Raw genomic sequence first — 12,701 nt, forward strand, 5'->3', positions numbered from 1 at the left:
TTTCCCTCCCAATTTTATATTAATTCTAATATTTTTATCTATTTATATTTTCTATGCCACAGTTCATAAGAGTTTCAACTTGTTTTAAATCAACCATGTTTATATCTCCTCTAATACTGTGCTTTAGTGCACTTGCGCATGTAGCAAACTCAACTGTTTGACTACTTTCCATATTATTTAATATCCCGTGTAATATTCCAGCTGTAAATGAATCTCCTCCACCTACTCTATCTAGTATGTCAAAAGTATGAATTCTAGATGTATGTAATATTTCATTATTAAATAAGAACCCCTGTAAAGAATTGTTATTTACTGAGTTCACAATTCTTTTAGTAGAAGCAGCATATTTTATATTTGGATATTTTTCAAATAATTCTTTATAAAAATCAGCTAATTTAGCCTCATAATTTTTTTCTTCTTGTGGCTTATACTCTAAAATATTTATAAAATCTAATATACCTAAGAAAGCTATATCCACATAAGGAAGTACTTCTAACATAAAACTTCTAGCTTCTTCTAAAGACCATAATTTTGATCTATAATTTGAATCATAAGATACTAGTATTCCTCTTTCTTTAGCTGCTTTTATAAAATCTATAGAAATATCATATAAATTTTTACTTAATGCTGGTGTTACACCAGATATATGTATTAATTTAACATTATCTAATATTTTATCTAAGTCAAAATCTTCTTTAGTAGCCATTGATATCGCTGAATATTCTCTATCATATGTTACATCTGAATTTCTAACACCATGTCCTTGTTCTAAGAAGTATATTCCTAATCTTCCTTTTCCTCTAACCATATCTTTTGTGTCGACTCCAAAGGAATTCATAGCTCTTATTACCTTATCCCCTAATACATTTTCCGGTAATTTAGTAATCATTTTTGTATCATGTCCGAACATACTTAAACTACAAATAACATTGGCTTCTCCTCCAGCATATGTTGCCTCAAAAGATTCGGCTTGTATTACTCTTTGGAAATTAGTAGGAGTAAGTCTTAACATAATTTCTCCAAAGCCTAATACCTTACTTCCATTATTAACCTCTAATTTTTGCAATTTTATTTTTAAATTCCTTTGCTAAGTTTTCTATATCCTCTAAACTTCCAGCACCTAAAAGTGAGCTTCCTACTCCTACGCAAGATACTCCCATCTTAAACCATTCTTCTACATTGTCTATAGAAACACCACCTGTTGGCATGATTTCAACGTGAGGTATTGGTGCTTTTACTGCTTTAACGTACTTAGGTCCAAATACTTCACCTGGGAATAATTTAACCATTTTGTTTCCTTTTTCTAACGCATTCATAACTTCAGTTACTGTCATACATCCTGGTAAATATAATGTATTCATTTCTTGACATACAGTATTTACTTCATCTGAAAAACCTGGACTTACAACATAAGCAGCACCTGCTTCTATTGCATCTTTAGCCATCTTTCCATTTAATACACTTCCTACACCTACTAATGCATCCTTATAATTTTCACTAACATGCTTTATAAGTTCTACTACATTTGGTATTGTATATGTAAGTTCGATTGCTTTTACTCCACCATTTAAACAAGCATTTATATATCCTAAAGCTTCTTCATGGTCTTTAGCTCTAATTACTGCTACTACACCTTCATTTTTTATTTTATTTAGCATAATATATTCCCCCTAAATATTAAACTCCTGAATATGCTGAGAATGCTCCATCAATAGGTATGCAAACACCATTTACAAATCCTGAAGCCTCATTACTTACTAAGTATAATAATGTTCCTATTAACTCTTCAGCTTCTCCGAATCTTCCCATTGGAGTGCTATTTAATATTTTTTCACTTCTTGGAGTTGGACTTCCATCTTCATTGAATAATAACTTCTCATTTTGAGCTGTTATGAAGAATCCTGGTGCCATAGCATTCACTCTTATACCTACTTTTGACATATGAACAGCTAACCATTGAGTAAAGTTAGTTACTGCAGCTTTTGCTCCTGAGTATGCAGGTATTTTTGTAAGTGGTGTATAAGCATTCATTGAAGATATGTTTATTATTGTTGCACCTTCTTTATTTATCATATCTTTAGCAAATTCTTGTGATGGAAGTAATGTTCCTAAGAAATTTAAATTGAATACGAAGTTTACACCTTCTTGATCTAAGTCAAAGAATGTTATTAGTTCTTCATTGTTTAAATCTTCTGGTAAGAAATATTCGTTAGTTGTTGTTCCCTTTGGATGGTTTCCACCAGCTCCATTTATTAATATGTCACATGGACCAAATTCTTTTAATATTATTTCATGAGCTCTTTTTATGCTCTCTTTATCTAAAACGTTAGTATTTATTCCGATTGCAGTTCCTCCAGCAGCTTTTATTTGCTCTGCTTTAGCGTCACAACCTTCTTGTCCTAATGCAAGTATTGCAACTTTTGCACCACATGCAGCTAATGCTTCTGCCATAGCTCCACATAGTATTCCAGATCCACCTGTTACTACTGCAACTTTATTTTTTAAATCAACATTAAATGGTAATTTCATAATTATTTTGCCTCCCAATATTACGTATTAATATCTATACTTGTATACTAGCACACCGTAATTAATATTGCAACCTTTTCCTATTGTTTTTATTACATTTTTTTTAAAAAAACATTTTAAATAAACGATTTCATAGACACCATTACATGTAAAAAGGAGTTATCATATGATAACCCCCTTTTTATTTATAAAAATTATTGAGCTCTTCTTCTCTCTAATTCTTCATTTACTTCATTTAATGTTTTATTGCTTAAATTGTATACGAACTTAAGACATACAGCACCAAATACAAATCCTATTAAAGGTACTACAGTTATTATAGTTCTTATGTTTTCTGCAACTTCAGGAGCTTGAGTAGCTGCACCTGATTGGTATCCTATTGCAGCAAGCGCAAATCCACCTATACTTCCTACTATAGCTTGAACTAACTTTCTAGATAATGAATAAGCAGCATAAACTGTACCATCTTCTCTTTGTCCACTTAAATATTCTTGGTAATCCATAACATCACCAACTAATGCCCATATTAGCATGTTGTAGAATGCTACACCTATTCCAGATATTAAATTTAATCCTATATATATCCATGGATTTTTACTTGGGAAGAATACTAATATAGTATAAGAAATTATACATATTATACTACTATAAGTAGCAACATTTTTCTTACCAAATTTAGCAACTAATTTAGTCGTAAAAGGCAATACTATAAATGTACCAATCATACCAACTAATCCAGCTATACTTAATAGTCCTGGAGTTCCAAAATAATCTTTAAACAAATAAGCATTTAAAGCATTTGGTATAAACATTGCTGTTAAAGTACCTAATGAGCTTAATATTAACCCTATTAAAGCTCTATTTTTACATAAAGTTTTTAAAGTTTCCCCTAAACTTACTTTTGGAGCATCTTCTTTAACTTCAACAATAACTCTTTCAGTTGTCATTGAGTAACAACATCTATAAGCTATATTAGCTATTATTGCATACAATACTGATACTATAACGAATCCTTTTACTGAAACAGCACCTGAAGCATCAAATACTAACTTAGGTGTTAAAACCATAAGAATTATTTGTGAAAATGCTACCGCTAAGTTTCTAAAAGTAGATAAACTTGTTCTTTCAACAGGGTCATTAGTTAAAACCGATGCTAATGATCCGTAAGGGATATTTATAGAAGTATATGCCATACCAAATCCTATGTACGTTATATATGCATAAGGTAGTTTCATATTTTCTGGCATATTAGGTATTACTAAGAATGTTAATATTGTAAATATTCCTAATGGTATACCCATATACTTCAAGTAAGGTCTAAACTTACCATCTTTTGTTCTTTTTCTTTTATCTACTATAACTCCCATCATCGGGTCATTTATAGCATCCCATACTCTTGATACTGCCATAAGAGTACCAACTGCAGCTGCACTTATTCCAAATGCATCCGTGTAAAATACTAATAAGTAACTTCCTATGAAGTTGAATAATAAACTGTTACCAAAATCCCCTAACATGTATCCAACTTTGTCCTGCATTCCAAAAGGTTTTACTTTACTTGATTCTAAAACTTCTTTGTTTGCTATGTCCATGTTCCCTCTCCTTAAATATATTTTACTGTCCCTTTTTCTATATGATTACATTTTATATACTAGTATACTAAGATTTCAAAATTTAAATAAATATATTATTAATTCCACTACTTTATAATGAATCATAACTATATTATATTTTTATTATTAATTATAAATTTATAACTGCATCTATTGTATATATTATGTAATCCATATCCTAAACTTTTACAACTAGAAATTTTCACTTTTATTTGTTATTTTTTTATCTATCTATGTTGCAAAAACCTCTACTAGTATACTAACATACTTATCATACTTTCACAACCGTTTTCTTGTAATTTTTTATGTTTTTCTGTATTTTTTTGAATTTACTTTTTCATTATTATTTTAATATATCTTTTATTCTTTTTATAAAATTGAGTTAAAAACTAAACCAGCCTATACTATCATTTTCCTGTATATTATATAAGAAAGTAGTTTTATTTTGATTATATTTTTATTATAGTAGTCTAACTTATAAAAATTTGTAATTTTAATCAATATCTATTTTATGAGTTCTAAGATAAGTATTGATTTGAGATATATTACGTACGTTTATTATTAAGTTCTATTGCTATAATTATAATAATATACTCTTATTCTCATAAAAATTCGCTTCGCTCATTTCGCCAACAATATATCCTTGCTACCGCTACGGATATATCGGTTGCTTGAGCCACTGCGTTGGCGAAGTATTTCAAAATGTCATTTTTACGTCTATAAGGTTATTGATAATACTTATATTCATAGGTTATGCACATTTTTTTCTAACTATAATTTTCTTAAGCGTAAAAATAACCTCCTTTAAAATCATACATCTAATATGTTTTAAAAGGAGGTTACTTTCTTTATTATCTTACAAATGATTTATTCAATTTAAACAGATATTTTCATATAAATTTTAATATTATTTTAAATACCGTCTTATTTCTTCATTGTCATTTATTAGTTTATTCCATTCCTTAGAAGGTCCAACTATATGCTTTTCTATATATTCATCAATTTTATTTAACTCTTTATTTTTAATTATAGATAACATTTCTTCATGCTGCTTTACTATTAGTGCTTTATCTATTTTCCTTTCAGATAATAATCTCATTCTATTATAGTGAGTACTTATTTTCATGATACTTTCCCAAATATTAATTTTGTTACATCCTATAAATATTAATCTATGAAATTCTTTATCTAAATTATGAAACTCATTTTCTTGACAATCTTTATTTAAAACTAATTTTTGTGCAAATAAGTTTTTTTCTAACTCCATAAACATCTCTTCAGAAAATTCAATACAGGCTTCCTCTAAAACTCCCTTTTCTAATAGTTTCCTCATAAATATAGCTTCATCTATAAGCTCTCTATCTATCAATGATACATATGTACCTGCTTGTGGTTTAACCTCAATTAAATGTTCACCCTTTAATATCATTATTATTTCCCTTATAGGTGTTCGGGATATATTTAGTTTTTCTGATAAATCCGATTCACTTAGTAATTCCCCTGGTTTTAATTCTAAAGACATTATATTGCCTTTTAATACTCTATATGCATATTCCTTTCCTGTTTCTTTTTGTTTCTTCTCGTAAAATATCATTCCATTCCTCCTATATTAACTTAAACAACGTTCACATACAATAATATAATTAAAACTATGTCTTCTATAATATCCTTTATATTGATAAATTTAAAGCAATCTATTATATATTAGATGTATTTATCTAATATTATAAAATTCCTATATAAAAACTTGAACTATAGATATGCAAATATATTCATATTATAATTTTCTTATGTATAAAAAATACCCTATTAAACTTAATTTAATAAGGTATTTTATTCTATTATACTTTAAAGTAATTCTAATATTATCATAATTAAATACCAAAACCTACGATAAAATTTAAAGCAATAAAAAAAGATTACGTGGCTACGTGCTACTCTCCCAGGCGGTCGCCCACCAAGTACCATCGCCGCTAAAGAGCTTAACTTCTGTGTTCGGTATGGGAACAGGTGTATCCTCTTTGCTATAATAACCACATAATCTTTAATTTAGAGTTAATACTCTGAAAACTGCATATCATTTACATATTCATCATTTTATTTTAGCAACCAAAATCTTCCTTATTAATATTTTAATAATGATTTACTTGGCGATATAAACCTTTAGGTTTATTTTGGTCAAGTCCTCGACCTATTAGTATCGATAAGCTAAATACATTACTGCACTTACACCTTCGACCTATCAACCAGGTAGTCTTCCTGGGGTCTTACCCTTACGGTGGGAAATCTTATCTTGAAGTTGGCTTCGCGCTTAGATGCTTTCAGCGCTTATCCATTCCGTACATAGCTACCCAGCCATGCCCTTGGCAGAACAACTGGTACACCAGAGGTACGTCCATCCCGGTCCTCTCGTACTAAGGACAGGTCTTCTCAAATTTCCTACGCCTGCGACGGATAGGGACCGAACTGTCTCACGACGTTCTGAACCCAGCTCGCGTACCACTTTAATGGGCGAACAGCCCAACCCTTGGGACCTACTACAGCCCCAGGATGTGATGAGCCGACATCGAGGTGCCAAACCTCCCCGTCGATGTGGACTCTTGGGGGAGATAAGCCTGTTATCCCCAGGGTAGCTTTTATCCGTTGAGCGATGGCCCTTCCATGCGGTACCACCGGATCACTAAGTCCGACTTTCGTCCTTGCTCGACCTGTATGTCTTGCAATCAAGCTTCCTTTTGCCTTTACACTCTTCGCACGATTTCCGACCGTGCTGAGGAAACCTTTGAGCGCCTCCGTTACTTTTTAGGAGGCGACCGCCCCAGTCAAACTGCCCACCTGACGGTGTTCCAAGACCTGATTCAAGGCCTATGGTTAGGATCCCAGTACTACAAGGGTGGTATCCCAAGGTTGACTCCACACAGACTGGCGTCCATGCTTCTTAGTCTCCCACCTATCCTGTACATGTAGTACCAAGACCCAACGTCAAGCTACAGTAAAGCTCCATGGGGTCTTTCCGTCCTGTCGCAGGTACCCGGCATCTTCACCGGGATTACAATTTCACCGAGTCTATTGTTGAGACAGTGCCCAAATCGTTACGCCTTTCGTGCGGGTCGGAACTTACCCGACAAGGAATTTCGCTACCTTAGGACCGTTATAGTTACGGCCGCCGTTTACTGGGGCTTAAGTTCACTGCTTCGATTGCTCTAACAGATCCCCTTAACCTTCCAGCACCGGGCAGGCGTCAGCTCCTATACATCGTCTTGCGACTTAGCAGAAACCTGTGTTTTTGGTAAACAGTCGCTTGGGCCTATTCTCTGCGGCCTGTCATAGACAGGCACCCCTTCTCCCTAAGTTACGGGGTCATTTTGCCGAGTTCCTTAACAATAGTTCTCTCGCTGGCCTTAGGATACTCTCCTCACCCACCTGTGTCGGTTTACGGTACGGGCGCCTTTAAACTCGATAGAAGCTTTTCTTGACAGTGTGAAATCAGCTACTTCGCCCCGAAGGGCTTCCCCATCACATCCTAGCATTGTCTAAACGGATTTGCCTATTTAGACTGCCTCAATGCTTAGCCGTACATAACCAACAGTACGGTTAGCTTATCCTACTGTGTCACTCCATCTCTCAAACGCTTATTGGCGGTACAGGAATATCAACCTGTTGTCCATCACCTACGCCTTTCGGCCTCGGCTTAGGTCCCGACTAACCCAGGGCGGACGAACCTTCCCCTGGAAACCTTGGGTTTACGGCCCGTAGGATTCTCACCCACGTCTCGCTACTCATGCCAACATTCTCACTCGTATACTGTCCACATGTCCTTACGGTCATGCTTCAGCCTGCATACGAAGCTCCCCTACCCATCATAATTGATGCCGTAGCTTCGGTAGTACGTTTTAGCCCCGGAAATTTTCGGCGCAGGATCACTCGACCAGTGAGCTATTACGCACTCTTTAAATGAGTGGCTGCTTCTAAGCCAACATCCTGGTTGTCTGTGCAATCCCACATCCTTTACCACTTAACGTACATTTAGGGACCTTAGCTGACGATCTGGGCTGTTGCCCTTTTGACTATGAATCTTATCACCCACAGTCTGACTCCCAAGTAAAAGAAAACGGCATTCGGAGTTTGATAGTCTTCGGTAAGTGCAATACCCCCTAGGACATTCAGTGCTCTACCTCCGTTTCTCTACGCTTGAGGCTAGCCCTAAAGCTATTTCGGGGAGAACCAGCTATCTCCGGGCTCGATTGGAATTTCACCGCTATCCACAAGTCATCCCCGAGCTTTTCAACGCTCGTGGGTTCGGTCCTCCACGAAATTTTACTTTCGCTTCAACCTGCTCATGGATAGGTCGCCCGGTTTCGGGTCTACGCCAAGTAACTTGATCGCCCATTTAAGACTCGCTTTCGCTACGGCTCCACACCTTAAGTGCTTAACCTTGCTACTTAACGTAACTCGTTGGCCCGTTCTACAAAAAGTACGCGGTCACACAAGTAATGTGCTCCCACAGCTTGTAAGTGCAGGGTTTCAGGTTCTATTTCACTCCCCTCCCGGGGTTCTTTTCACCTTTCCCTCACGGTACTATGCGCTATCGGTCACTAGGTAGTATTTAGGCTTGGAGGATGGTCCCTCCTGCTTCCCACAGGGTTTCACGTGTCCCGTGGTACTCTGGATCATACTAGTAGCTTTCTCGTTTCAACTACAGGGCTATTACCTTCTATGGCGGAGCTTTCCAACTCTCTTCATTTACGATATTACATCCATGTTGTATGTCCGCAACCCCAACGAAGTAAACTTCATTGGTTTGGCCTGTTCCGCGTTCGCTCGCCGCTACTTACGGAATCGAATTTCTTTCTCTTCCTCCGGGTACTTAGATGTTTCAGTTCCCCGGGTTCCCCTCGCTAAGCTATGTATTCACTTAACGATACTTAGACATTACTCTAAGTGAGTTTCCTCATTCGGAAATCTTCGGATCAAAGTTTACGTGCAACTCCCCGAAGCTTATCGCAGCTTATCACGTCCTTCATCGGCTCCTAGTGCCAAGGCATCCGCCCTGCACCCTTAATAACTTGACCAGTTATTAAAAGTGTAATTTTAAAGACTTTTCTTGTCTATATATGTTTAAAATGATGTCATATCACTAAATGTTATGCAGTTTTCAAAGTGCTAACGCACTTCGCTACCTTCCACTCGCATTCGTTCGTGCCTAGGTGCTCAAAGTACTTATTTTGGGCTTCGCCCTCTTTTTGAAAGTTTTTAATAAACTCTCAAAATTAAACAGTAGGTAATTCTCCTTAGAAAGGAGGTGATCCAGCCGCACCTTCCGATACGGCTACCTTGTTACGACTTCACCCCAGTTATTGATTTCACCTTCGACACTCGCTTCCCAAAAGGGTTAGCTAAGTGGCTTCGGGCGCCCCCAACTTCCGTGGTGTGACGGGCGGTGTGTACAAGACCCGGGAACGCATTCACCGCAGCATTCTGATCTGCGATTACTAGTAACTCCAGCTTCATGTAGGCGAGTTTCAGCCTACAATCCGAACTGAGAATGGCTTTAAGGGATTAGCTCCGCCTCACGACTTGGCTGCCCTCTGTACCACCCATTGTAGCACGTGTGTAGCCCTAAGCATAAGGGGCATGATGATTTGACGTCATCCCCACCTTCCTCCAGGTTATCCCTGGCAGTCCCTCTAGAGTACCCAACTTAATGCTGGCAACTAAAGGCAAGGGTTGCGCTCGTTGCGGGACTTAACCCAACATCTCACGACACGAGCTGACGACAACCATGCACCACCTGTCACTTCTGTCCCCGAAGGGAAAGATGCTATTAGGCATCGGTCAAAAGGATGTCAAGCTTAGGTAAGGTTCTTCGCGTTGCTTCGAATTAAACCACATGCTCCGCTACTTGTGCGGGTCCCCGTCAATTCCTTTGAGTTTCACTCTTGCGAGCGTACTTCCCAGGCGGAGTACTTAATGCGTTAGCTGCGCCACCGAAGGGGGTAACCTCCGACAGCTAGTACTCATCGTTTACGGCGTGGACTACCAGGGTATCTAATCCTGTTTGCTCCCCACGCTTTCGTGCCTCAGTGTCAGTTACAGTCCAGAGAGCCGCCTTCGCAACTGGTGTTCCTCCTAATATCTACGCATTTCACCGCTACACTAGGAATTCCACTCTCCTCTCCTGCACTCAAGTTTCCCAGTTTCAAAGGCTTACTACGGTTGAGCCGTAGCCTTTCACCTCTGACTTAAGAAACCACCTACGCACCCTTTACGCCCAGTAATTCCGGATAACGCTAGCCCCCTACGTATTACCGCGGCTGCTGGCACGTAGTTAGCCGGGGCTTCCTCCTCAAGTACCGTCATTATCTTCCTTGAGGACAGAGCTTTACGACCCGAAGGCCTTCATCGCTCACGCGGCGTTGCTGCATCAGGCTTTCGCCCATTGTGCAATATTCCCCACTGCTGCCTCCCGTAGGAGTTTGGACCGTGTCTCAGTTCCAATGTGGCCGATCACCCTCTCAGGTCGGCTACTGATCGTCGCCTTGGTAAGCCGTTACCTTACCAACTAGCTAATCAGACGCGGGTCCATCCTGTACCGCAAAAGCTTTGATACTTCTACCATGCGATAAAAGTATTTTATCTCGTATTAGCATACCTTTCGGTATGTTATCCGTGTGTACAGGGCAGGTTACCCACGCGTTACTCACCCGTCCGCCGCTCTTTACCGAAGTAAATCGCTCGACTTGCATGTGTTAGGCACGCCGCCAGCGTTCATCCTGAGCCAGGATCAAACTCTCAAATAAAAGTTGTTACCTGCTCAGACTAATCATTATCTGAATATCTGGCTTGGTTTGTTTAGTTTCAATTCTATAAATTAACCTACTGTTTAATTTTCAAAGTTCATTTTCACAACTTCTTAAGTTTACCAAAGTTGTCTTTCTTTGTCAACCTATTTTTTTAAGTTGTTTTTTCTTTCGTGTTTGCCCTTTTCTTAAGGACAAGTATAACTATACCATCTCATTTTTATATCGTCAACACTTTTTTATTAATATTTTTTTATTATTACTTTATTTTTTAACTTATTCACAACTTATTTTATTTTTATCCACATTATATACATGCTACAAATAATCTATATACTAATTCAATAATAATTATCCACATTTTTCACATTTATTGTTACTTATTTATTTTTTTTTTAATACTTAAATTAAACCATTGCACTAATTAATTTTATTATATATGTTTTAATTAAAATACTACATTCCTGAATTGTATAATTAAATCAGACAAATATATTAACTAAAAAAGACACTTATGATACACTTAGTTAACCTACTAAAATCAACAAAAGGAGTATCAAAAATGTCTTTTAATCATATTAACATAAATCAGCTAACAAATCTAGAAGCAAATTACTATTTAGGTGTGAATGCAAGAGCTTGCGCTCAAAGAATGAAAATTGGAAAAGATAAAGTTTACAGGTATTACAAGTTATTTATGCAAGGACTTACTGTTCAAGAAATATATAATCAATACCTAATAAATAAATCTAGATGTGGAAAAAAGCCCATTGTATTAAGCAAAGAAAAATTAAATGATATCAATAATAAGCTAGAAAATGATTGGTCTTTAGATGCTATCGCAGGAAGAGATAAAATAGATGGAAAAGATGAAAAAATATCAACAAAAACATTATATAAATTAGCAAAACAAGGTGTAATAGATATAAATAAGTTGAGACGTAAGGGTAAAAATAACCCGAAGGGTCATAACGAAATAAGATGTAAAATTAATACATGTAAAACAATTCATGGAATAGATGAAAAGTATCCTAATGCTAAAACTAGTATAGAATATGGCCATTTTGAGGGAGATACTATTGTAGGAAAAGCTAGAAAATTAGCTATAGTTACTTTAGTAGAAAAGTATTCAAAATATATTGTATTACTTAAAGCAAGTAGAAAGAGTGATGATGTTAAAGAAGCAATTTGCAAATGGCTATCATCTTTACATAATTCATGTATATCTACTATTACATTTGATATAGGTAAAGAGTTTTCAAAATGGTCAGACATAGAAAAAGATAGTTCAGTTAATATTGAAATTTACTTTGGAGACTCTGGATCACCAGGTCAAAGATGTCTAAATGAGAATTCAAATGGAATAGTTAGAAAGGATTTACCTAAGTCTACAGATTTATCTGTATATTCTCAAGAAGAATTAAATATGATTGCCTATAAATGGAATTCTATACCTAAAAAATCACTAAACTATAAAACACCAAATGAGGTTATAAAAGAAGCAACTGAATTTGAAAGCTTACTTCCAGTTGCTTAATGATTCATAAGTAATTTGTCTGATTTAAATTGACAATTCAGGAAATAAAAAAAAGATTACGTGGCTACGTGCTACTCTCCCAGGCGGTCGCCCGCCAAGTACCATTGCCGCTAAAGAGCTTAACTTCTGTGTTCGGTATGGGAACAGGTGTATCCTCTTTGCTATAATAACCACATAATCTTTAATTTAGAGTTAATACTCTGAAAACTGCATATCATTTAA

The 12,701-nt window shown here is 36.2% G+C and carries 6 protein-coding genes and 5 rRNA genes (1 of these 11 cut by a window edge); 1 reads left to right on the forward strand and 10 read right to left on the reverse strand.

What is annotated here, in order from left to right; genetic code table 11:
* Positions 1–34 precede the first annotated feature (34 nt).
* The 8 genes from CRIB_RS10585 to CRIB_RS10620 all read right to left on the reverse strand — a co-directional run bounded on the left by CRIB_RS10585 (position 35) and on the right by CRIB_RS10620 (position 10,942).
* On the reverse strand, positions 35–1,066 hold the full coding sequence (locus CRIB_RS10585) for a sugar kinase (RefSeq protein ID WP_180702338.1): 1,032 nt from the start codon (positions 1,064–1,066) through the stop codon (positions 35–37).
* Positions 1,047–1,658, reverse strand: coding sequence for a bifunctional 4-hydroxy-2-oxoglutarate aldolase/2-dehydro-3-deoxy-phosphogluconate aldolase (locus CRIB_RS10590; RefSeq protein ID WP_243633525.1), 612 nt, complete (start codon positions 1,656–1,658; stop codon positions 1,047–1,049). The genes CRIB_RS10585 and CRIB_RS10590 overlap by 20 nt, the downstream gene beginning before the upstream one ends.
* Before the next feature lie 19 nt (positions 1,659–1,677).
* Entirely contained in the window at positions 1,678–2,529 is an 852-nt protein-coding gene (locus CRIB_RS10595; RefSeq protein ID WP_180702339.1) for an SDR family oxidoreductase, read from the reverse strand.
* A gap of 194 nt (positions 2,530–2,723) precedes the next feature.
* Positions 2,724–4,121, reverse strand: a complete 1,398-nt coding sequence (locus CRIB_RS10600) for an MFS transporter (RefSeq protein ID WP_180702340.1) — start codon at positions 4,119–4,121, stop codon at positions 2,724–2,726.
* A gap of 928 nt (positions 4,122–5,049) precedes the next feature.
* Entirely contained in the window at positions 5,050–5,736 is a 687-nt protein-coding gene (locus CRIB_RS10605; RefSeq protein ID WP_180702341.1) for a GntR family transcriptional regulator, read from the reverse strand.
* Between the two features lie 327 nt (positions 5,737–6,063).
* Positions 6,064–6,180: ribosomal RNA gene (gene rrf, locus CRIB_RS10610) — 5S ribosomal RNA — on the reverse strand.
* 136 nt (positions 6,181–6,316) lie between these two features.
* Positions 6,317–9,214, reverse strand: a 23S ribosomal RNA gene (locus tag CRIB_RS10615).
* Positions 9,215–9,437: 223 nt separating this feature from the next.
* Positions 9,438–10,942, reverse strand: a 16S ribosomal RNA gene (locus CRIB_RS10620).
* A gap of 562 nt (positions 10,943–11,504) precedes the next feature.
* On the opposite strand from CRIB_RS10620, the gene CRIB_RS10625 reads away from it, so the two are divergent.
* Entirely contained in the window at positions 11,505–12,479 is a 975-nt protein-coding gene (locus CRIB_RS10625) for an IS30 family transposase (protein WP_180702342.1), read from the forward strand.
* A gap of 58 nt (positions 12,480–12,537) precedes the next feature.
* Here the strand turns inward: CRIB_RS10625 and rrf (CRIB_RS10630) are convergent.
* Positions 12,538–12,654 (reverse strand): 5S ribosomal RNA (rrf, locus tag CRIB_RS10630).
* A 13-nt stretch (positions 12,655–12,667) separates the two neighbouring features.
* A 23S ribosomal RNA gene (locus tag CRIB_RS10635) occupies positions 12,668–12,701 on the reverse strand; it runs 2,056 nt beyond the window's last position.
* Together the 16S, 23S and 5S rRNA genes form the textbook arrangement of a ribosomal RNA operon.

The organism is Romboutsia ilealis (genome assembly GCF_900015215.1).
Taxonomy (GTDB): Bacteria; Bacillota; Clostridia; order Peptostreptococcales; family Peptostreptococcaceae; genus Romboutsia; species Romboutsia ilealis.

What these genes read in the sequence shown, in the direction of transcription:
- CRIB_RS10590 (WP_243633525.1), bottom strand. Translation starts at nt 1,658, where the DNA reads ATGCTAAATAAAATAAAAAATGAAGGTGTAGTAGCAGTAATTAGAGCT.
- CRIB_RS10595 (WP_180702339.1), bottom strand. Translation starts at nt 2,529, where the DNA reads ATGAAATTACCATTTAATGTTGATTTAAAAAATAAAGTTGCAGTAGTA.
- CRIB_RS10600 (WP_180702340.1), bottom strand. Translation starts at nt 4,121, where the DNA reads ATGGACATAGCAAACAAAGAAGTTTTAGAATCAAGTAAAGTAAAACCT.
- CRIB_RS10605 (WP_180702341.1), bottom strand. Translation starts at nt 5,736, where the DNA reads ATGATATTTTACGAGAAGAAACAAAAAGAAACAGGAAAGGAATATGCA.
- CRIB_RS10625 (WP_180702342.1), top strand. Translation starts at nt 11,505, where the DNA reads ATGTCTTTTAATCATATTAACATAAATCAGCTAACAAATCTAGAAGCA.